Origin of the sequence: Catenuloplanes sp. NPDC051500, from assembly GCF_044454585.1 — a bacterium.
Lineage (GTDB): Bacteria > Actinomycetota > Actinomycetes > Mycobacteriales > Micromonosporaceae > Catenuloplanes.
The window spans coordinates 282,847-305,187 of the sequence record NZ_JBITDX010000011.1 but is presented as its reverse complement, the minus strand read 5'-3'; the positions used below and the strand labels follow the sequence as shown (position 1 = coordinate 305,187).

9 protein-coding genes are annotated in these 22,341 nt (G+C 73.8%); 6 read left to right on the top strand and 3 right to left on the bottom strand.

Going from position 1 to position 22,341, the window contains the following annotated elements; translation table 11 throughout:
* Window positions 1-502 precede the first annotated feature (502 nt).
* Genes ACIA8K_RS23755 through ACIA8K_RS23740 form a run of 4 tightly spaced genes read left to right on the top strand, consistent with a single transcriptional unit; the run spans window position 503 to window position 4,690 of the window.
* The gene (locus tag ACIA8K_RS23755) at window positions 503-1,468 is read left to right on the top strand and encodes an LLM class flavin-dependent oxidoreductase (RefSeq protein WP_396062725.1); all 966 of its coding nucleotides are present in this window, start codon (window positions 503-505) and stop codon (window positions 1,466-1,468) included.
* Window positions 1,465-2,724, top strand: a complete 1,260-nt coding sequence (locus ACIA8K_RS23750; protein ID WP_396062723.1) for an LLM class flavin-dependent oxidoreductase — start codon at window positions 1,465-1,467, stop codon at window positions 2,722-2,724. The genes ACIA8K_RS23755 and ACIA8K_RS23750 overlap by 4 nt, the downstream gene beginning before the upstream one ends.
* Window positions 2,721-3,986, top strand: a complete 1,266-nt coding sequence (locus ACIA8K_RS23745) for an NtaA/DmoA family FMN-dependent monooxygenase (RefSeq protein ID WP_396062721.1) — start codon at window positions 2,721-2,723, stop codon at window positions 3,984-3,986. The genes ACIA8K_RS23750 and ACIA8K_RS23745 overlap by 4 nt, the downstream gene beginning before the upstream one ends.
* Window positions 3,983-4,690 (top strand): GNAT family N-acetyltransferase, encoded by a 708-nt coding sequence (locus ACIA8K_RS23740; RefSeq protein ID WP_396062719.1) that lies wholly within the window; start codon window positions 3,983-3,985, stop codon window positions 4,688-4,690. The genes ACIA8K_RS23745 and ACIA8K_RS23740 overlap by 4 nt, the downstream gene beginning before the upstream one ends.
* Here the strand turns inward: ACIA8K_RS23740 and ACIA8K_RS23735 are convergent.
* The 3 genes from ACIA8K_RS23735 to ccrA all read right to left on the bottom strand — a co-directional run bounded on the left by ACIA8K_RS23735 (window position 4,644) and on the right by ccrA (window position 8,827).
* Window positions 4,644-5,693, bottom strand: coding sequence for an LLM class flavin-dependent oxidoreductase (locus tag ACIA8K_RS23735; RefSeq protein WP_396062717.1), 1,050 nt, complete (start codon window positions 5,691-5,693; stop codon window positions 4,644-4,646). The genes ACIA8K_RS23740 and ACIA8K_RS23735 overlap by 47 nt on opposite strands.
* Before the next feature lie 96 nt (window positions 5,694-5,789).
* Window positions 5,790-7,493, bottom strand: coding sequence for a fatty acyl-AMP ligase (locus tag ACIA8K_RS23730; RefSeq protein WP_396062715.1), 1,704 nt, complete (start codon window positions 7,491-7,493; stop codon window positions 5,790-5,792).
* Window positions 7,490-8,827: a crotonyl-CoA carboxylase/reductase gene (gene ccrA, locus ACIA8K_RS23725; protein WP_396062713.1), complete on the bottom strand. Its 1,338-nt coding sequence runs from the start codon at window positions 8,825-8,827 to the stop codon at window positions 7,490-7,492. The genes ACIA8K_RS23730 and ccrA overlap by 4 nt, the downstream gene beginning before the upstream one ends.
* Window positions 8,828-8,970: 143 nt before the next feature.
* On the opposite strand from ccrA, the gene ACIA8K_RS23720 reads away from it, so the two are divergent.
* Together ACIA8K_RS23720 and ACIA8K_RS23715 are read left to right on the top strand one after the other, a co-directional pair.
* Window positions 8,971-17,445: a type I polyketide synthase gene (locus tag ACIA8K_RS23720; protein WP_396062711.1), complete on the top strand. Its 8,475-nt coding sequence runs from the start codon at window positions 8,971-8,973 to the stop codon at window positions 17,443-17,445.
* Window positions 17,442-22,340 (top strand): type I polyketide synthase, encoded by a 4,899-nt coding sequence (locus ACIA8K_RS23715; RefSeq protein WP_396062709.1) that lies wholly within the window; start codon window positions 17,442-17,444, stop codon window positions 22,338-22,340. Before ACIA8K_RS23720 ends, ACIA8K_RS23715 begins: the two co-directional genes overlap by 4 nt.
* Window position 22,341: the final 1 nt, after the last annotated feature.

Genomic DNA, 22,341 nt, shown 5'->3' with positions numbered 1-22,341 from the left:
TTGGTCGATTTGAGAAGGATCCGCGATGACCGCGTCTTTGTCTCCCGAACCACCCCAAAGTGGGCGATTCGTACACCACCTCCGTGGACGTGACCCACCCGCGCCCCGCAGCAGCCCCGACCTACCGGAGCCGCCCGCGACACTTGCGGCATCGGCGCCGGTCCGTGGGATCACCGAGCGGGGATCCCACGGACCGGCTGACTGTCACTGAGGCGGTCCTCGCGTTCGCACGGTCTCCCGCAACGGCCCGATCTGCCGGAAGCATCCGCGACGCTCGCGGCATCGGTGCCCCGCCGTTCAACGATTGCGGGCCGACAGCTGCGCATGATCACGTTGGTCGTCGGCCTCGCCGTTCCTTTCGAGCGGCGGGCAGCCCGAGGCGCGCAGTCATAAAACCTATTAAAACTATCTGTTAACCAGGAATACGCGAAAGAGATCGCAGACTTGACGGGGCATAGGCGGGTGCGCTCGCGTACCCCCGAGTCTGGAGGTGGCTTCGGTTATGACACACCTTGCGCTGGAGGCCGGGAGCGCGCATCCCACGGCGCCACGGGACGACATCTTCGATCCGGGCTTGCTGAAACAACGGGTACGCGCGGCCGAGGACGCCGGGTTCGTGCTGATCACATTTGCGGACGGCCCCACCGCGGAGGGGATCGAGGCGGGCGTGCGGGCCGCCTTCCTGGCTACCGGAACGACAGTCATCGGGCTGGCGCCGCAGCTGCACACGGCCACGACCGAGCCGTTTCATCTGGCGACGCAGCTGGCGAGCCTGGACCACACCTCGCGTGGACGCGCCGGCTGGGTGGTCGGTGCGGCGGCAGATCCGGCGTCGCTGGCCACGATCGGCAGGGAGGACGCACCGGCAGGGGAGATCCGGGACGTCATCGAGGTGGCGCGCCGGCTCTGGGACTCCTGGGAGGACGACGCGATCATCCGTGACGCGCGATCCGGCCGTTTTCTGGACCCGGACCGCGTGCATCACGTCAATTTTGCGGGCGGCACCTTCGGCATCGTGGGTCCGCTGATCACGCCGCGGCCACCGCAGGGGCAGGTGGTGGTGCTCGGCGCGGACACGCTCGGCGTCACCGGCCAGCTGGACATCGCGCTGGTCGGGGATACCGCCAGGGCACAACGCGCCAGGACGGATGGCGCCGCGCTGGTGTTCGCCGAACTCGAGGTGCTGCTGGACACGACAGACGACACGGCAGTCGAGCGCCTCGCGACGCTGGGTCCGTGGCCGGAGCACGAGGACCGTCTCCGGTTCATCGGCTCGCTCGACGGCCTTCACGCGCGTATCGAGGAGCTGGCCGGGACCGTCGACGGCGTGCGGCTGCACCCCGCCGTGCTCGCCGACGACCTGCCCGTCCTCGTCACCCGCCGCACGGGATCGCAGCGGGGAACGACGCTCAGGGACACGCTCGGACTGCCCCGCCCCGCCAACCGGTACGAGAGGACCCCGGCATGACCGCGCAGCTCCACCTCGGCGTTTTCTATCCCGGCGTCGGCCCGCAGCTGATCTGGGCCGCCCCGGACGCCGCCCCGCACACCCACATCGACACGTTCATCAACGTTGCGCAGACGCTTGAGCGTGGCCTCTTCGACGCGTTCTTCTTGGGGGAGGGGTTGCGGGTCCGGGAGAATCGGGGGCGTGTCCACGATCTCGACATCGCCGGCCGTCCCGACGCGATCACGCTGCTGGCCTCGCTGGCCGCGGTCACCGACCGCCTCGGCCTGGTCGCGACGCAGAACACCACCTACAACTACCCGGCCGACCTGGCGCGGCGGCTGGCGAGCCTGGACCTGATCTCCGCCGGCCGTGCCGGGTGGAACGTGGTGACCACCGACAACGCCTGGACCGGGGAGAACTTCCGGCACGGCGGGTGGCTGCCGCACGAGCGCCGCTACGAGCGTGCGACCGCGTTCGTCGAGGCGGCGAAGCGGATCTGGGCGGCCGGTGGGAGTGTCGAGATCGACGAAGAGTTGATCAAGCTGACCGCGAGAGCCTCACAGCCACCCAGCCCGCAGCGACGACCCGTCATCTTCCAGGCGGGCGACTCGGACGGCGGCCGGGAGCTGGCCGCCCGCCACGCCGACGTCGTCTTCTCCACAAACACCAGTTACGAGGCTGCCCGCGACTACGCCACCGACCTGCGCGCCCGCCTGAAGAAGCACGGCCGCGGCCCCGGCGACGTGCGCATCCTGCCAGGCGCATATGTCGTGCTCGGCGACACCAGGAAGGAGGCGGAGGAAAAGGACCGCTGGATCCGGCGGGAGCAGACCACCGGCCCGCGCGCGATCGCCTACCTGGAGCAGTTCTGGGGCAAGGACCTCAGCGGGTACGACCCGGACGGCCCGCTGCCCGACGTCGAGCCGACCGAGGCCGAGCTGGACCCGTCGCGCGGCACCATCGCGATCGCCCAGCGCACCGGCAAGCTGGAGCGGATCAAGGCGTGGCGGGAGCGCAACCTCTCCATCCGCGAGCTGGTCATCGAGGTGATCCCGTCGCATGACGCGTTCCTGGGCACGCCCGGACAGGTCGCCGACGAGTGGGCCCGGTTCGCCCGGGACCGGGTCGTCGACGGCTTCAACCTGCTGCCGCAGCTTATCCCCGGCACGGTCGAGGACGTGGTCGACCGCCTGGTTCCGGAGCTGCAGGAGCGCGGCGTCTACCGCACCGAGTACACCGGAACGACGCTGCGCGAGCACCTGGAGCTGCCGTGACGCTGCGCACGATCACCTCGGCCGGTGGTTTCCCCGGCCCCTACGAGTTGGCGCTCGACCCGGGCAGGTCGACTGTGGACACCGCTATCGCCGTGGCGGGCAAAGCCGAAGCAGCCCAGATCGACGCGCTGTTCGTGCCGGACCTGCTCACGTTCGGCGCGCAGGGCACGATCGGCGCGCAGGAGCCGCTGATCTTCACGGCCGCGTTGTCACAGGTCACCAAGTATGCCGGGCTGATCGCGACGGTCTCCACCGCGTTCCACCACCCGTTCAACCTGGCGCGGCTGTTCGGCACGCTCGATCATGTCAGCAACGGGCGTGCCGCCTGGAACCTCGTCACCTCCTCGATCGGGGAGGAGAACTTCGGGCCGGGCGGCCTGCCGTCGCCGGAGGAGCGCTACGCGCGTGCGGCCGAGACGCTGGAGATCGTCAACGCGCTCTGGGACAGCTGGGGCCCAGGCGCGCTGCGGCTCGGCCCGGACGGCCGCGCGATCCTGGACAAGGACCAGATCAAGCCCATCAATCACGTGGGTACGCTGTTCGAGGTCGCCGGACCGCTCAACATCCCACCGCTGCCTCAGGGTCGGCCGGTGCAGATCCAGGCCGGCCAGTCCGCGGCCGGGATCGCGCTCGGTGCCCGTTACGCGGAGATCGTCTTCGCGGCGCTGCCCACACATGACTTTGCCCGGGACTTCACGCAGCGCATCCGCTCGCAGGCGCGTGCTCTCGGGCGTACCCCCGGATTGCCGTTGATCTTCAGTTCTTTCCACGCCACCTTCGGCGCAACCGAGGCCGAGGCACTGCGCAAGGTCCGCGAACGGCAGGAGTCAATCGACCTGGACGCCGGGCGCGCGCTGGTGGCGAACATGCTCGGCGACGGCGTCGACCTGACCGGTGCCCCGCTGGACAAGCCGCTCTCGCCGGACCTGGTGCCGGACCTGGCCGCGATCCACCGCCGCCGCGGCCGGGCCGAGATCTTCACGGATCTGATCCGGCGCGGCCACACGCTGCGCGAGCTGATCGTCGCCGCGCAGGACACCGGCCACTGGGCGATCGCCGGCACGCCGGAGCAGCTCGCGGACGCGGTCGAGGAGCGCTACCGCGCGGGCGTGCTGGACGTGCTGTCGCTCAACGGCCTTGGCGACCCGGAGACGCACGACTTCGCGGTCAATGGGCTGCTGGCGGAGCTGCGGCGGCGCGGCATCGTCAAACCCGGCTACCTCGGCCCGACGTTGCGCGACAACCTGGAGCTGCCGCGATGAGCAGTGTGCTGGACAACCCGGCGTGGGCGTCGCTGGCCGGTCCGCACGCGCACCTCGCGGAGCGGATCGGCGGCGCGGCCCGCTATCCGGCGGACGTGGGGCCGCATCACGCGCTCGCAGACCCGGCGGACCCAAGCGCGTGGGCGGACCTGGCCGCGCTGGTCGGGCCGGGCGCCACAATCATGCTGGGCGGCGCCGGGATCGCGCCGCCGCCCGGCTGGGAGCACACCGCGTCGATCGGCGGCGTGCAGCTGTGCGACGTGTCGGTGCGGGCCGCGCCGGATCCGGCGGCGGTACTGCTCGGCCCGGCCGACGTGCCGGAGATGCTTGACCTGGTCGCGCGCACCCAGCCGGGCCCGTTCCGGACCCGGACCATCGCGTTCGGCGCCTACCTCGGGCTGCGGGACGGGGGACGGCTTGTGGCGATGGCGGGGGAGCGGCTGCACCCACCGGGCTGGACCGAGATCAGCGCGGTCTGCACGGACCCGGCGTATCGCGGGCAGGGCCTGGCGACCCGGCTGATCCGGGCGGTCGCGGCCGGGATCCGGGCGCGCGGCGAGACACCGTTCCTGCACGCGTCCGCCACCAACACCATGGCGATCCGGCTGTACGAGCAGCTCGGATTCGCGCTGCGGATCCGGACCACGTTCAACCAGGTCACGTCGCCCGCAGTAAGGGAAGCAACGCGGCTCCCTGTCGTGTGATCTCGGTCAGGTAGGGCGTGTCGGAGAGGATGAAACGGCTGATGCCGAGGTCCTGGTAACGGCGCAGCGACCGGGCCACGTCCTCGGCGGAGCCGACCAGCCAGGTGGTGCCGGCGCCGCCCGCGCCGTACCGGCCGGGCGCGGTGTAGAGGTTGTCGTCAAGCACGTCGCCGCGCGCGGCCAGGTCGAGCAGGCGCTGTTGGCCGACGGCGGCGTGCCGGTTCGGGTCGCGGGGCATCAGGCCACGGCCGGCGGCCAGGTCGGCGACGCGCGACTCCGCCTCGGCCCACGCCTCGGCGGTGGTGTCCCGGACGACAGTGGTGATCCGCAGGCCGAACTCCAGCGGCGGCAGCTCGCGGCCCAGTTCGTCGCTGAGACGCCGGAGCCGGTCGATGCGCTCGCGGATGCCGTCGCGCGGCTCGCCCCAGAACAGCTGCACGTCGGCCTCGGTGGCGGCGACGCGCTCGGCGGCGTCGGAGGCGCCACCGAAGTAGAGCGGCGGGTGGCCGCCGGGGAGACGCGGTTGCACTGTGGAGTCGGTGACCTGGAAGTGTTCGCCCTTGATGCTTACCTCGGGGTGTTCCCACAGTGCACGGACGATGCGCATGAACTCTTTCGTACGGGCGTACCGGTCGGCCTGATCGTCGTCACCGTAGGCCGCCGGGTGGTCCTTACCGGACACGACGTTGATCAGCACGCGGCCGTAGGTCAAGTGGTGCAGCGTGGCGGTCGCGGCCGCGAACTGCGCCGGCTGCCAATAGCCGGGCCGTACCGCGATCAAGGGCTTGAACGTGGTGGTCCGGGCCGCCAGTGCGGTCGCGACCGTGAACGTGTCAGGCCGCCCCCACCCGGTGCCGATCAGCGCGCCCGCCCAGCCGTGCTCCTCCAGCGCACGCGCCTGCGCGGTAAGGGTCTCCAGGCTGTTGTGCCCGTCCACCACGTCGTCGCCGCGGTGGCCCGGCTCGGCCTGGTTCGGGATGTACCAGAGGAACTCGGGGTCCACGCCGTCTCCGATCCGCAATCCCTACCGTCTCGATAGTGATAGCACAGATCTACGGCAGTGTGACCACCTGCGCGGCCCGGGTGCGGAGGCCCCCGCTCACCCGAACTCGCCGTCCAGGTAGCGCCGCCGCGTCTCGCGCCGCTGGACCTTGCCGCTTGAGGTCTTGGGCAGCGCGCCGCGGCGTACCAGCAGGATCTCGTCGGCCGTCAGGCGGTGTCCGTCGTGGACGGATGCGTGGATGCGGTCGCGCAACAGGTCCGCGCCGATGCGCAGGGTGCGGCCGTCCACCTCGACGACCAGTACCAGGCGCTCGGTTTCGCCGTCGTCGGCGGAGAACGCGGCCGCACAGTTCGGGCGCAGGCCCGGGTCGGCCCGCTCGGCGGAGAGCTCGATGTCCTGCGGGTAGTAATTGCGGCCCTGCCGGATGATCACGTCCTTCAGCCGACCTGTCACGAACAGCTCCCCGTCGTGCAGGAAGCCCAGGTCGCCGGTGCGCAGCCAGGTCCGGCCGGCGTCGGCGGTGCGGGCCGCGAACGTCGCGGCGCTCTCCACCGGGCGGCCGTGGTAACCGTCCGCGACGCACGGGCCGCTTATCCAGATCTCGCCGACCGTGTCGTCCGGGCGCACGTCGCCGCGCTCCGGATCGACGATCGCGATGCGGGTGTCACCGACAGGCACGCCGCTGCCGACCACCGGGGTGCCGCCCGGCCGGGCCTGCCCGCCGCGTAGTGCCTCGGGGTCGAGGCGGAGCACGGCCGGCGCCCGGTGACCGGGGCTGCCGGTGGCCTTGAGCGTGTTCTCCGCCAGACCGTAACCGGGGCACATGGCCGCTGCCCGGAACCCGGCCGGCGCGAAGGTGGTGATGAACGCGTCCATGGTGGACCACCGCACCGGCTCGGCGCCGTTGGCCGCGACCCGCCAGTGGGACAGGTCCAGGCCGTCGAGCGTGCCGGGATCGGCGGCCACGGCGCGTACGCACAGCTCGTAGGCGAAGCTCGGCGCGGCCGCGTGCGTGCCGTGGAACCGGGAGATCGCCTCCAGCCAGCGGGCCGGCCTGCGGATGAACGCCTCAGGTGACATCAGCACCGCGGGTACGCCGGCCCAGAGTGGTGCGATCACGCCGAACAGCATGCCCATGTCGTGGAAGAGCGGCAGCCAGTTGACGATCGTGCCGTCCGGCGCGAGCGGCCAGAGCAGGTCCGTCTCGGCCACGTTGGCCTGAAAGTTCGCGTGGGTGACGCGCACACCCTTCGGGTCGCCGGTGGAGCCGGAGGTGTACTGCAGCAGTGCCACGTCGTCAGGGCTCGGTGGCGTCGAGTCGTCCGGATCGCGGTGCGGCACCTCGTCGGTGGGCAGCAGCGTCAGGCCGGACAGCTCCGGCGAGTCGCCGAAGCGCTCCTCCAGGTCCCGTTTCACCGCGCCGGTGGTGAGCACAGTGGTGGCGCCCGCGTCGTCCGCGATCCGCCGCAGCCGTTCCAGGCCGCGCCGCCGGGACGGCACCTGCACCGGTGCGCCCGCGACCCGTGCCGCCATGCAGCCGAACAGCGCGGCCACGAACTCCAGGCCCGACGGGTAGAGCAGCACCGCGGTGCCCCCGGTGAGCCCGGCAGCGGCCAGCGCGGCGGCCCGGCTACGAGCCGCCGCATCAAGCTCCGCGTAGGTGAACGACAGGTCCGGGATCTCACCGTCTCGCAGGAACGTGTACGCCACCCGCTCCGGCTGCTCGGCCGCGCGCAGCCGGAGCAGCTCCGGCAGACTGGGCAGCGCGATCGCCGGTGAGCCGAGCGCGGTCGCGGTCATGCCGCACCGGCCGGGACCGTGCGCAGCGGGCTCAGCCACTCCTCGCCGAGCGCGGCCCGGGTCTTGTGGTCTGTGACGCCGAGTCCGGGCTCCGGCGCCAGGCACAGCACGCCGATCTTGCCGTGGTGCCGGTTCTGCTGCACCAGCCGCGCCGCCTCCGCGGCCTCGGCCAGCGGGTAGACCTCGGACAGCACCGGTTTGAGCTGGCCGAGCTGGTAGAGACGCATCATCTGGGTGGCCTCGAACAGGTTCATGCCGTGACTGCCGACGATGCGCTTGAGGTTCATCCAGAAGTACCTGTTGTCGAAGGTGTGCTCGTAGCCGGTGCTGGAGCCGCAGGTGACCACGGTGCCGCCGCGGCGGGCGACGATCACCGAGATGCCGAAGGTGGCGCGCCCGACGTGCTCGAACACCACGTGCGGGTCCTCGCCCACCTCGGCACGCACGGCTCGGCCGAGTCGCTTCGCCAGCTCCACTGTGGGTACGCCGCTGTCCGTGCCGATCCCGATCTCCTCGCGGTTTATCACCACGTCGGCGCCGAGCCGCCGGACCAGCGCGGCCTTCTCCGGCGAGCTGACCACCGCGACCGGGATGCCGCCGCCGTTCTTGACCAGCTGTACCGCGAACGACCCGAGCCCGCCGGAGGCGCCCCAGATCAGCACCACGTCGCCCTGCTTGATGCGCGCGCCGTGCTCGCCGACGAGCATGCGGTACGCCGTGCCGCCGCACAGCGGGATTGAGGCGGTCTCCTCCCAGGTGAGGTGTGCGGGCTTGGGCAGCAGCTGGCTCGCCCGTACCACCGTGTAGTGGGCGAGGCCGCCGAAGTTCGTCTCGTACCCCCAGGCTTTCTGGTCGGCTCCGAGCATCCCGTCGTCGTGGGTGACCGGGTCCTGGTCGTCGACGACGGCCGCGTTCACCGCGACCCGATCGCCGGCCTTCCAGCGCCGCACACCGGCGCCGACCCGCACGACGATCCCAGCCGCGTCCGAGCCGACCACCTGGTAGGGCCGGTCGTGCCGGGCGGCCCAGCCACCGGCCTTCGCCACCCGCTTCAGCGCGTCGAACGTGGACACCGGCGAGAACGTCGCCGACCACACCGTGTTGTAGTTGATCGAACTGGCCATCACGGCCACCAGCACCTCGTCCGGTGCCAGCTCGGGCATCGGCACCCGGCCCACGTGAAGTGAGCGCCGGACGTCCTTGTCCGCGACGTCGCGGAACAGCCCGACGTCCTCCTGGCGCAGGTGCGCGGCGACGTAGTCGTCCGGCACCGGCGCGCGCTCCAGCTCGTCGGGTGAGGCGTCCCTCAGGACGGCCTCCGTCAACTGATCCATCGAGGTTTCCCTTCGATCGCCGCCTGTCGCGGCCCGACGTTAGCTGGGCATCGACGGGTGAAAATACCCCTAAGTCCTATCTGCTTGATAGGGGTGCGGTAGGGGTGGAGCAGTGTGGACGCGGGCGCGGAGACTCGTCGTCGATGAACACGACGAACCCTGTCGCGGTGATCGGCGTGGCTTGCCGGCTCCCCGGCGCAGACGACCCGGACGCGTACTGGCGACTGCTCGCGGACGGCCGGGACACCACCGGAACACCGGTGCGGTCGGACCTGTTCGACGCGGCGTTCTTCGGCATCTCCCCCCGGGAGGCCGCGGAACTCGACCCGCAACAACGACTCGTGCTCGAGCTCGCCTGGGAGGCGATCGAGGACGCCGGCGTGCTGCCCGGCCCGCGGACCGGCGTGTTCGTCGGCGCGATGGCCCACGACTACTCCACGCTGCGTAACCGCGCCGGCGCCGTCCCCGCGACCAGGCACACGCTCACCGGCCTCGCTCACGGGCTGCTCGCCAACCGCGTCTCCCGGCTGCTCGGTGCCCACGGCCCCAGCCTGACCGTCGACACCGGGCAGTCGTCCGCGCTGGTGGCGCTTCACCTGGCCCACCAGGCGGTGCGCGACGGTGAGGTCGGCCTCGCGCTTGCCGGAGGCGTGAATCTGATCCTCGCGGAAGAGAGCACGGAGACGGCCGCCCGCTTCGGCGCCCTCTCCCCGGACGGGCGGTGCTTCACCTTCGACGAGCGGGCCAATGGGTACGCCCGCGGCGAGGGCGGCGTGGTCGTGCTGCTCAAACGGCTCGCGGACGCGGTTACGGACGGCGACGACGTGTACTGCGTACTGCGCGGCAGCGGTGTCAATCACGACGGCGCCGATGGTGAGCTGACCGCGCCGAGCGCACCGGCACAGGCCGCGCTGCTGCGGCAGGTCGGGCTCTCGGCGGGCGTTGCGCCGCAGGACGTGCAATATGTCGAGCTGCACGGCACCGGCACCCGCGCGGGTGACCCGGTGGAGGCGGCTGCGCTCGGCGAGGTCTACGGCGCCGGCCGGCCGGGTGACGATCCGCTGCTGGTCGGGTCCGCGAAGACGAACATCGGCCACCTGGAGGGCGCGGCCGGGCTGGCCGGGTTGCTCAAGGCGGTGCTGAGTATCCGGCACCGGCAGATTCCGGCCGTGCTGCACCACCGGCGGCCGCCCGCGTCGATTCCGCTGGACGCGCTGGGGCTCCGGGTGCCGGTCGCCGGTGTGCCGTGGCCGCACCCGGAGCGGCCGCTGCTGGCCGGGGTGAGCGCGTTCGGGATGGGCGGTGCGAACTGCCATGTGCTGCTGGAGTCGCCGCCGATCTCGCCCGGCACGCTGCTCCCGTCCGGCGCGCCGGATCGGGACGTGCCGCTGGTGATCACGGCCGGGACGGCGGAGGCGCTGCCCGCGCAGGCCCGGCGGCTGGCCGCACACCTGCGGGCGCATCCCGGACTGCGTCCGGTGGACGTGGCTCTCTCGCTCGCCACCACGCGCACCCGGCTCGCCCACCGTGCCGTGGTCGTGGGGCGGGACACCGAGGAACTGGCCGGGGCCCTGGAAAAGACCGCCTCGGGGGTACGGGCGGAGAGCGGCGGTATCGCGTTGCTCTTTCCCGGACAGGGCAGCCAGCGGGCCGGGGCCGGGCGGGAGCTGTACCGGGACGAGCCGGTCTTCGCCGAGGCGCTTGACGAGGTGCTCGCGTACATCGACCCGCTGCTGGGACGGCCATTGGCGGACCTGCTCTTCAACGGCGTCGGCCTCCTCGACCGCACCGAGTACGCGCAGCCCGCGCTGTTCGCGCTCGGGGTGGCGCTGCATCGGACGGCCGCGTCCTACGGCGTCCGCGCGACGGCGTTGCTCGGGCACTCGGTCGGCGAGATCGCGGCCGCGCACGTGGCCGGCGTGCTGTCGCTGGCGGACGCGTCAGCGCTGGTGGTGGCGCGCGGGCGGCTGATGCAGGCGGCCCGGCCGGGCGGCGCCATGATCGCGGTCGAGGCGACGGACACCGAGATCACGGCGGCGCTCGCCGGATATGACGGGCGACTGGCGCTGGCCGCGGTGAACGGGCCGGCGGCGGTCGTGGTCTCCGGGGACGCGGACGCGGCGGAGGACCTGGCGGCCCGGTTCGCGGCGCAGGGCCGGCGGACGCGGCGGCTCCGGGTCAGCCACGCGTTCCACTCGCCGCACATGGACGCCGCGGCGCGAGAATTGCTTGAGGTCGCGGCGGGGTTGACGTTCCGGCCCGCGACCGTGGAGATCCTCAGCGACCGGCCGGAGGACCTGGGGACGGCCGACTACTGGGCCGGCCATGTGCGGCGGCCGGTGCGGTTCTACGACGGGGTACGGCGGCTGGCGGCGCGCGGCGTGATCGCAGGGCTGGAGCTGGGACCGGGAGCGGTGCTCAGTACGCTGGTCCGGGCGGCCGGTGGGACGTTCGCGGCGGCGGCGCTGCCGGACGGCGCGGGGGAGCGACGCGGGCTGCTGACCGCGCTCGGGGCGGTGCATGCGCGCGGGGGTGCTGTCGACTTCGGGCCGGCGTTCGCGGGCGGGCGGCGGGTGGCACTGCCGAGATATCCGTTCCAGCGGCAGCGGTACTGGTTCGACAGTCAGGATGCGACCGCGGCAGGGCTGCCGGTCTCCGGGCCGGGCGGCCTCTCGCCGGCCGCTGCTGGTGACGCGCGCGCCGGCGACTCGGCCACCGGGGAGCGGGCCGCAGGGCGGCCGGGGTCGGACCGCCTCGTGACGGCAGGGCGGCCGGACCTGCTCACCGCCGTGCGGGAGGCCGTGGCCGGCGTGCTCGGTCACGCCTCCGCCGTCACAGTCGACCCGGATCGCCCGTTCCGCGACCTCGGTCTCGACTCGCTCGGCGCCGTAGAGCTCCGCGACCGCCTCGCCGCCGCGCTCGGCCGCCCGCTCTCACCCACGCTCACCTTCGACTTTCCCACCCCGGCGGCCGTCGCCCGGCACCTCGCCGGTGACGTGGTCGCGTCCGCCGAGCAGGCCGTGCCCGTCGCCGACGACCCGATCGCGATCGTCGCCATGTCCGGCCGCTGGCCCGGCGGTGCCGACGATCCCGAAGCGCTCTGGGACCTGGTCGCGACCGGCACCGACGCGATAGGTGACTTTCCCGACGACCGCGGCTGGGACGAGTCCCGCTACGCCGCCTCGTACGCCAGGCAGGGAGGTTTCCTGCGCGACGCCGCACACTTCGACGCCGGCTTCTTCGACGTCTCCCCGCGCGAGGCGACCGCCATGGACCCACAGCAGCGGCTGCTGCTGGAGGCGTCATGGGAGCTGCTCGCCCGCGCCGGCCTCGACCCGGGCCCGCTGCGCGGTACCGCCACCGGCGTGTTCGTCGGCGCCGGCGCCCAGGAGTACGGACCCCGGCTGCACGAGTCCGCCTCGGCCCAGGACGGCTACCTGCTCACCGGCGGTGCGGTGAGCGTCGCCTCGGGCCGGATCGCGTACACGTTCGGCTTCGAGGGCCCGGCGATCACCGTGGACACCGCGTGCTCGTCGTCGCTGGTGGCAATGCATCTGGCGGTCCGGTCGCTGCGGGCCGGGGAGTGCACGCTGGCCCTGGCAGGCGGAGTGACCGTGATGGCCGAGCCCGGCATGTTCACCGAGTTCAGCCGCCAGGGCGGGCTCGCGCCGGACGGCCGGTGCAAGCCGTTCGCCGCCGCCGCGGACGGCACCGGCTGGTCCGAGGGCGCCGGCCTGGTCCTGCTCGAACGCCTTTCCGACGCCCGCCGCCACAACCACCCGGTCCTCGCGCTGATCCGCGGCTCGGCCACCAACTCGGACGGCGCCAGCAACGGACTGACCGCGCCGAACGGCCCGTCCCAGGAGCGGGTGATCCGGCGCGCGCTCGCTGACGCGGGACTCAATCCCTCTGATGTGGACGTCGTGGAGGCGCACGGCACCGGCACCCGCCTGGGCGACCCGATCGAGGCCCGAGCCCTGATCAACACGTACGGCCGCGACCGGGCCGGCGAACCGCTGCTGATCGGCTCGCTGAAGTCGAACATCGGCCACACTCAGGCCGCGGCCGGCGTCACCGGCGTGATCAAGATGGTGCAGGCGCTCCGGCACGGGCTCGTCCCGCCGACGCTGCACGTGGACGCGCCCTCCCCGCACGTCGACTGGAACGGCGGCACGGTCTCGCTCGTCACCGCGGAACGGCCCTGGCCGGCGGTGAACCGCCCGCGCCGGGCCGCGGTGTCCTCCTTCGGCATCAGCGGCACCAACGCCCACCTCATCCTGGAGGCCGCGCCTGCGGAATCCGCATCCGCGCCTCTGGCGTCCGCCGCGCAGCCGGTCGTGTTCCCGGCGCCCTGGCTGCTCTCCGCACGCACACCCGAGGCGCTCGCCGCGACCGCCGACCGCCTCCGCTCCCATGTGGACAACCCTGTCCCGGCCGCTCGGGCGCTGCTCGGCGCCCGAGCCATGCTGCCGCACCGGGCCGTGATCCTCCCCACCGGCGACCGCGCCACCCTGCTGCGCGCACTCGACGCGCTCGCGAGCGGAAGAGCGGATCCCGCGGTACGCCACGGCCGGGCGGGCCCGGCCGGGCGGCTCGCGTTCACGTTCTCCGGCCAGGGCACCCAGCGCCCCGGCATGGGCCGGGGCCTGCACGCGGCGTTTCCCGCCTATGCGGCCGCGTTCGACGAGATCTGCGACGCGTTCGGCCCGCACCTGGACCGGCCGCTGCGCGAGGTGATCTTCGCCGAGCCGGGAACGCCGGAGTCCGCGCTGCTGGACCGGACCGGATACACGCAGCCCGCGCTCTTCGCGATGCAGGTCGCGCTGGTCCGGCTGCTCGGCGGCCTGGGCGTCACACCCGACCTGGTGGCGGGGCACTCGATCGGGGAGCTCTCGGCCGTACACGCGGCCGGTGTGCTTGATCTTGAAGATGCGGTCACGCTGGTGGCGGCGCGCGGCGCGCTGATGGAGGCGCTGCCCGGCGGCGGCGCGATGGCCGCGATCGAGGCGTCCGCGGACGAACTCGCCGCCACGCTTACCGACGCCCGCGCCGGTCTCGCGGCCGACAACGGCCCCCACGCGGTCGTGATCTCCGGCGACGACGACGCGGTGCGCGAGGTGGCCGCGCTCTGGGCCGGGCGGGGCCGCCGCACCCGGATCCTGCGGGTGAGCCACGCGTTCCATTCGGCGCACATGGACGCGATGCTCGACGAGTTCCGCCGGGTTGCCGCGGGCCTGACCTTTGCGCCGCCGTCCGTTCCGATCTTCTCCACCCGCACCGGAACGCTCACGTCCGCGGCGGAGCTTGCCGATCCCGGGTACTGGGCCGGGCACGCCCGGGAGGCGGTCCGCTACCGGCAGGCGGTGCGCGGCCTGCACACGGCGGGTGCACGCACGTTCCTGGAGATCGGCCCGGACGCCGTCCTTACCCCGCTCACCGACGGCACGCTCGCCTCACTCGACGCTTCGGCAGACCCCGCGACCGCGCCGGACGCCGCGCCCGCAGCCACCGGATCCGCCGTCCCCGCGTCCGCCCCCGCCGAATCCGTGACGGACGCAGGGACTGTGGCGGTACCGGCGCTTCGCCGCGACGCCGATGAGGCCGAGTCCGTCGTGGGCGCGCTGGCCGCGCTGCACGTACGCGGGATCCGGGCCGACTGGGCCGCGCTGCTCGGTCCCGGTTCGCGCGCGGACCTTCCGCCCTACCCGTTCGCCCGGGACCGCTACTGGCTGGAGGCGCCCCGACCGGTCACCGGCCGCGCGCTGAACCCGGCCCACCCGCTGCTGTCCGGCGTCGTCGACGTCGCGCACACCGGCGAGACCGTTCTCACCGGCCGGATCGGCGGCCCCGGTCACGCCTGGCTGGCGGATCACACGATCGCTGGTACGCCCGTGCTGCCCGGCACCGCCCACCTGGAGCTCGCGGCTCGCGCCGGTCTGCTCGTCGGCGCGCCCGGGGTCGACGAGCTGACGCTCGAGTCACCGCTCGTCCTGCCGTCGTCCGGCGCGCTCACCGTGCAGGTGCTCGCCGGCCCGCCGGACGAGGCCGGCCGCCGTACCGTCACGGTCCACTCCCGGGCCGGCGATGCTCCCTGGACCCGCCACGCCTCCGGCACGCTCACCCCGCACTCCGCGCCGCCGGCCACGGTCACCGACTGGCCGCCACCGGGCGCGACGCCCATCCCGGCTGAAATCCTCTACGACGAGCTGGCTTCCGAGGGGTACGGATACGGGCCCGCGTTTCGCGCAGTGCACCGGGCGTGGCGGCATGGCGACGCGCACTTCACCGAGGTCCGCCTCCCGGACGGCGTCACCGCGGACGGCTTCCTGGTACATCCCGCGCTGCTTGACGCGGCCCTGCACCCGCTGGTCCACGGCCGTGGCGACACCGGCGACGGCCGCATCACGCTGCCGTTCACCTGGTCCGGCGTTACTCTCCCGGCCCGCCCGGTGACCGTGCTCCGGGTCCGTGCCGTGGCCGAGGGGGCGGACCGGACCCGCCTGGACCTCTTCGACGGCACGGGTGCCCCGCTCGGAAGCGTGCGGTCCCTCGACTGGCGCGCGATCGACCGGGCCCGCCTGTCCACCGCGGAGGTCTACCGCATCGACTGGATCCGCGCCGCCGCGGCGCCCGGTTCCTCGCCGGTTCTCTCGCTCGGAGCGGTCGGTGATTCGCCTCTGCTCCACGCGCTGCACGGAGCCGGCGTGATCGCCGCCTCGCCGCAACCCACGCTCGCGCAGCTCGCCGCTGCCCAACAGGGCGTCCCGGCCGTCGTGCTCGCCGCGATCGACGTGTCAGTGGACAACCTGTCTGCGGTCGATCCGTCCGCAGCCGGTGTGCCGGCACCCGGCTCGCCTGGGGCCGGCGTGCCTGAGACCGGCGTGCCTGCGGCAGGTGCGCTCGCGGCAGGCGTAACCGACATCGACCTGTCCTCGACAGACGTGCCCGCGACCGGGCCCGACGTGATCGCGGCGACGCATCGGGCCACCGCCCGGGCGCTTCGCCTGATTCAGGAGTGGCTGTCCACGCCCGCCTTCGCCACCTCCCGGCTGGTGCTGATCACAGGTGAGGACTCGCTCGCCGCCACCGCCGTGCGCGGCCTCCTGCGCTCCGCCCGCACCGAGCATCCGGACCGCTTTGCCCTGCTGACCGTGGACGGCACACCCGGCTGGCCGGCCGCGGTCACCGCCGCGCTTGATCTCGGCGAGCCGGAGACCGCGATCCTCGCCGGCGGCCTCCACCTCCCACGGCTCGTCCGGGCGCGGGCGACCGCGTCCGCACCGCCCGCGCCCGACGGCACCGTGCTGATCACCGGAGGTACCGGCGCGCTCGGCGGACTCCTCGCCCGGCACCTGGTGGCCGCCCACCATGCCCGCCGCCTGCTCCTGGTCAGCCGCCGCGGCCCGGACGCGCCCGGTGCCGGGCAACTCGCCGCCGATCTGATCGCGCTCGGCGCCGAGGTCCGCATCCAGGCCTGCGACACCGCCGACCGTGACGCGGTCGCCGCGTTGCTGAGCGATGCCGGTCCGCTGTCCACAGTGGTGCACGCGGCCGGTGTCCTCGACGACGGCACGATCGGCGCGCTCACCGAGGAGCGGCTCAGGGCCGTGCTGCGCGCCAAGGCCGATGCCGCCTGGCACCTGCACACGCTGACCGCGGACGCCCCGCCCGCGCGCTTCGTACTGTTCTCCTCGATCGCCGGCGTGCTCGGCACCGCGGGCCAGGCGAACTACGCGGCCGCGAACGCGTTCCTGGACGGGCTCGCCCGGCACCGCCGCGAGGCCGGACTGCCGGCCACCTCGCTGGCCTGGGGTCTGTGGGCCGGCGACGACACCGGCAGCGGCGGCATGGGCGATCTGCTCGACGCGGCGGGCCGGCAGCGGATGGCCCGGCTCGGCATCGGCCGGATCACGCCGGAGCACGGGCTCGCGCTCTTCGACGCGGCGCTGGCCGTGGACGTGCCGGCGAGCGTGCCGGCGCCGTTCGACCCGGCCGTGCTCGCGGCCCGCGCCGCCGACGGCACGCTGCCGCCGATACTGAGCCGACTCGCCCCCACCGCACCCCGCCGCGCCGAAGCCCGAGCGGTGTCGACCGCGGGTACACCGCAGGATCTCGCCGCGTTGCCGCCCGCCGCCCGCGCGGGCCGGCTGACCGAGCTGGTTCGGAGCCGGGTCGCGACAGTGCTCGGGCACGCGTCGGCGGCCGCTGTCGACCCGGACCGGGGGTTCCTGGATCTGGGCGTCGACTCGCTGACCGCGATCGAGCTGCGGAACCAGCTCGCCGCGGACACCGGCCTGCGGCTGGCGCCGACGCTGCTGCTCGACCATCCGACCGTGACCGGCCTGGTTCAGCGCCTCAACGAGCTGCTCAGGGCGGATGAGCCGGAGACCGGCGAGGACGCGGACGGCGATCGCGCACTCGCTGCGGTCGACCGGCTCTCCGGACTGCTTGATGCCGTACCCGAACGGTCCCGTGGGCCGGTCGTGGCCGGCCTGCGCGCGCTGCTGCGCCGATTCGACGCGGCCGATCTCCAGGACGCCGACGACGACGAGATCTTCGCGCTGATCGACCGCGAGTTCGGTCTGACCACGCCCCGGACCGAGGAGGAGCGACGATGACCGGCGACGGCACCGAGGCGCGGCTGCGCACGTATCTCAAGCAGGTCACCGCGGAGCTGCGGCAGAACCGCCGGGAGCTGGAGGAGCTTCGCGCCCGCGACACGGAGCCGATCGCGATTGTGGCTGCCGGGTGCCGTTATCCGGGCGGCGTGCGTACCCCCGAGGCGTTGTGGGATCTGGTGGTCACCGGCACGGACGCGGTCGGCGGCTTCCCGGTGGACCGCGGCTGGGACGACGGGCTGTGGGGCTCGCCCGCGGTCCGGGAGGGTGGTTTCCTCTACGACGCCGGGCTGTTCGACGCGGAGTTCTTCGGCGTAAACCCGCGCGAGGCGCCCGCGATCGACCCGCAGCAGCGGTTGCTGCTGGAGGTCGCCTGGGAGACGCTGGAACGGGCCGGCCTCCGCCCGGATGAGCTGCGCGGCAGCCCGACCGGCGTGTTCGCCGGCGTGATGTACGGCGACTACGGGGCCCGGCTGCGGCGCGCACCCGAGGAACTGGCCGGCTATCTGGTGGTCGGCAGCGCGGGGAGCGTGGCCACCGGCCGGATCGCCTACACGTTCGGGTTCGAGGGGCCGGCGGTCACGGTGGACACCGCGTGCTCGTCGTCGCTTGTGGCGATGCACCTGGCGGTGCGGTCGCTGCGCGCGGGGGAGTGCACGCTCGCACTTGCCGGCGGCGTCACAGTGATGTCCACGCCGTCCACGTTCGTCGACTTCGGACGGCAGGGTGCGAACTCGCCGGACGGCCGCTGCCGCTCGTTCGCCGCGGCCGCGGACGGCACCGGCTGGTCCGAGGGCGCCGGCCTGGTGCTTCTCGAACGGCTCTCCGACGCCCGCCGCAACGGCCACCCGGTGCTGGGCCTGATCCGCGGCAGCGCTGTCAACCAGGACGGCCGCAGCGGCCAGCTCACCGCGCCGAACGGCCCGTCCCAGGAGCGGGTCATCCGGCGCGCGCTCGCGGACGCAGGGCTGTCCACATCGGATGTCGACCTGGTCGAGGCGCACGGCACCGGCACCAGGCTGGGTGACCCGATCGAGGCGACCGCGCTGATCAACACCTACGGCCGGGGTCGCGCCGGCGAGCCGCTGCTGATCGGGTCGCTGAAGTCGAACATCGGGCACACCCAGGCCGCGGCAGGCGTCGGCGGCGTGATCAAGACGCTGGCCGCTCTACGGCACGGTGTGGTCCCGCCGACGCTGCACGTCGACGCGCCCTCGCCGCATGTCGACTGGGACACCGGCGCTGTCGCGCTTGCCACGGCCGCGCGTCCCTGGCCCGCGGTCGACCGCCCGCGCCGGGCTGCCGTGTCGTCGTTCGGCATCAGCGGCACCAACGCCCACCTGATCCTCGAGGCGGCGCCGGCGGAGGCGAGGGAGGAGCGTGCACGGCCCGCGGACCTGGCCTGGGCGCTGTCCGGACGTACTCCGGCGGCATTGCGCGACGCCGCATCCCGACTCGTCGCGGCACTTGAACCCACCCTGGACCGCTCCGGGGGTACGGACGAGGCCGCGGATCCGGCCGAGGTCGCGCGCACGCTCGCCGCCCGCACCGCGTTCCCGCACCGCGCCGTGATCACCGGCGCCGACCTGCCCGAGCTGATCGCGCGGACCAGGCGGGTGGCCCGCGGTGAGACCCCGTTCGGCGTGACCGAGGGCTGGGCTGCCGCACCCGGCCGTACCGCGTTCCTCTTCACCGGCCAGGGCAGCCAGCGGGCCGGGATGGGTGACGGGCTGCGGGCGGCCCACCCGGTCTTCGCCCGCGCCCACGACGAGGTGCTGTCGGCCCTCGGCGGCCTGCCGGAGCGGATCGACGAGCACGACACCGGATACGCGCAGCCGGCGCTGTTCGCGCTGGAGGTGGCGCTGTTCCGGCTGCTGGAGAGCTGGGGCGTCCGGCCGGACCTGGTCGCCGGCCACTCCGTCGGCGAGCTGGCCGCCGCGCACGTCGCCGGCGTGCTCTCGCTTGCGGACGCGGCCACGCTTGTGAACGCACGGGCTCGCCTGATGGCCGCGCTGCCGCCCGGCGGCGCGATGGTCGCGGTGGAGGCGGACGAGGACGAGATCCGCGACCTGCTCTCGGCGGACGTCTCGCTCGCAGCAGTGAACGCACCGCGCGCGGTCGTGCTCTCCGGGACGGAGAACGCCGTACTCAAGGCCGCCGCCCGGTTCGCCGGGCGGCGTACCACGCGGCTGCGGACCAGCCACGCGTTCCACTCCGCGCTGATGGACCCGATGCTCGCCGAGTTCGGCCGGATCGCGGCCGGCCTGACGCACCACACGCCCGTGCTCGGCCTGGTCTCCGCGCTCGACGGCGAGATCTACGACGCAGCCCGCCCGCTGACCGCCGCGCACTGGGCGCCGCACGCCCGCGGTCCGGTCCGGTTCCTCGACGTGGTGCGCCGCCTGGAGTCCGCGGGCGTCACCGCCTTCCTGGAGCTGGGCCCGGACGCGGTGCTCACCGCGGTCGCGCCTCGCGGCCTGACCGCTGCACCCGGCCCGGAGACGCCCCCGCCGGCCTTCGCGGCCACCCTGCGCCGCGACCGCCCGGAATCGGCCACGCTGCTCACCGCCGTGGGCGCCGCTCATACCCGCGGCGTGGCGGTCGACTGGCCGGCCGTCCTGGGCCCGTCCACCGGCACACCCCTGCCGCTGCCGGCCTACCCGTTCCAGCGCCGCCGCTACTGGGCCGACCCACCCGCCGCGCCCATCCGGGACGACGCGTCCGGCTGGCGCACCCGGGTCACCTGGCAGCCCGTGCCCGAGGGCCCGGCCGGCGCACCGGGCCGCTGGCTCCTCCTGGTCCCCGCCGGGGCCGGTGACCTCCGGCCCGGCGTGACGTCGGCCCCGGGTAACGGGTCGCGCGCGGACGTGTCGCCGGCTCGTGAAAGCGGTGCCCTGCGGCCGGGTCCCGGGAACGGCCCGGACGGCGACCTGCCGCGGGGCTCCGGGAACGGCCCGGACGGCCTGCCACCGGACCTCGGGGATGGTGCGAGCCGCAACCTGCCGTCGGCCCTCGGGAACGTGGCCGCGCTGTGGGGCGGACTGCTCACCGACGCGCTCGTCGCCACCGGCGCCGAGGTTCGCCGCGTGGAGATCGGGCCCGGCGCCGCCACCACCGAAGCGCTGGCGGCGGTCCTGGCCGAGGCCGAGGGCGTCACCGGCGTGCTGTCCCTGCTCGCACTGGACACCGCGCCCGCACCCGGCCTGCCGGACGTGCCCTGGGGACTGGCTGCGACCGCCGCACTGACCCGCGCCGCCGACGCCGTGCCCACCGGACCACTGTGGACAGTGACGCGCGGCGCCGTATCCACCGGCCCCGGTGATGCGGTCACCGACCCCGCGGCGGCGACGGTCTGGGGATATGCCGCCGTCGCCGCGGTCGAGAGCACACGCTGGGCCGGCGTGCTGGACCTGCCGGCGACCCCGACCGCCCGCGATGACACTCGTGACGCCGCAAGCGGCACAGCCCTCGAAGTCCGCCGCGATGCCGTCGACAGAACGGCTCTCGGCAGCCTCCGCGAGGCCGCGCGCGGCACGGCCGTCGATGGTCCACGCGACGCCGCCCGGGTGGTGGCTGCGCTCACCGGCGGGCACCACGAGGCTGAGATCGCGGTCCGCCGCGCAGGCACGTTTGCCCGCCGTCTCGTCCCGGCTGCTATGACGGTGACCCCTGCCCACCGCTGGCAGCCGGACGGCACGATCCTCGTCACCGGCGGCTCCGGCGCGCTGGCCCGGCACACCGCCCGTTGGCTGGCGGCACGCGGCGCGAAGCACCTGCTCCTGGTCAGTCGCCGGGGCGCCGCAGCCCCCGGTGCGGACGACCTGGTCGGCGAGCTTGCGGCGCTCGGCGCGACGGCGACGCTCGCCGCCTGCGACGTCGGCGACCGGAGCGCACTCGCCGCTCTGCTGGCCGGCATACCCGCGGACCGCCGGCTGCGGGCCGTCTTCCACACCGCGGCCGTGCTCGACGACGCGCTGCTGTCCACGCTGGAGCCGGCGCAACTCGACCGCGTGCTCCGGGTCAAGGCCGGCGGCGCACGCCACCTGGACGAGCTGACCAGGGACGCGGACCTCTCCGCGTTCGTGTTGTTCTCGTCCGCTGCGGCGGTCACCGCAAGTGCGGGGCAGGGCACCTACGCGCCGGGCAACGCCTATCTGGACGCGCTCGCCGCGTACCGCCGCGCGGCGGGGCTGCCGGCCACCTCGATCGGGTGGGGACTGTGGGCGGACGACGGGGCCGGCAGCATCGTCGACGACACGGTGGCCCGGCAGAGCGAGCGCAACGGCTTCCTTCCGATGCCACCGGAGCAGGCGGTCACCCACCTGGGCGCCGCGCTCGACCACGACGAGACCCACCTGCTGATCTGCCGCGCGGACTGGCCGACGCTCGCGTCCCGGCGCGCCCACCCGCTGCTGACCGCGCTGATCGGGACCGGGTCAGAGGCGGAGGCCGGAGGCACACCGGCGGACGCCGGCCGGGAGCGGGACGACGCGGCGGAGCTGCGGGCCGAGATCGCGGCGGCCGCCCCCGCGCATCGGCGGGGCCTGCTGCTCGGCCTGGTCCGCACGCAGATCGCCGCGGTGCAGGGGCGGGTGGACGCCGATGCGGTCGACGTGAACCGGGGCTTCAAGGATCACGGCTTCGACTCGCTGACCAGCGTCGAGCTGCGCAACCGGCTCAGCAAACGGACCGGCCTGCCCCTGCCGGTGACTGTGGTCTTCGACCATCCGACCCCGATCGCGCTGACCGACGAGCTGCTGACCCTGCTCAGCCCTGAGCCGGCGGAAACGAACAGCAAGAACGGCGAGAACGCGAACGGCTTGACGGAACGGCTGGCCGGGGCGAGCGACGACGAGCTCATCGCGTTGATCAACGCGGAATTCGGCATCACATGAG

Excerpts from the sequence above, each read along its gene's own strand:
- ACIA8K_RS23740 (WP_396062719.1), top strand. The coding sequence starts at position 3,983 with ATGAGCAGTGTGCTGGACAACCCGGCGTGGGCGTCGCTGGCCGGTCCG.
- ACIA8K_RS23750 (WP_396062723.1), top strand. The coding sequence starts at position 1,465 with ATGACCGCGCAGCTCCACCTCGGCGTTTTCTATCCCGGCGTCGGCCCG.
- ACIA8K_RS23755 (WP_396062725.1), top strand. The coding sequence starts at position 503 with ATGACACACCTTGCGCTGGAGGCCGGGAGCGCGCATCCCACGGCGCCA.
- ACIA8K_RS23730 (WP_396062715.1), bottom strand. The coding sequence starts at position 7,493 with ATGACCGCGACCGCGCTCGGCTCACCGGCGATCGCGCTGCCCAGTCTG.
- ccrA (WP_396062713.1), bottom strand. The coding sequence starts at position 8,827 with ATGGATCAGTTGACGGAGGCCGTCCTGAGGGACGCCTCACCCGACGAG.
- ACIA8K_RS23720 (WP_396062711.1), top strand. The coding sequence starts at position 8,971 with ATGAACACGACGAACCCTGTCGCGGTGATCGGCGTGGCTTGCCGGCTC.
- ACIA8K_RS23715 (WP_396062709.1), top strand. The coding sequence starts at position 17,442 with ATGACCGGCGACGGCACCGAGGCGCGGCTGCGCACGTATCTCAAGCAG.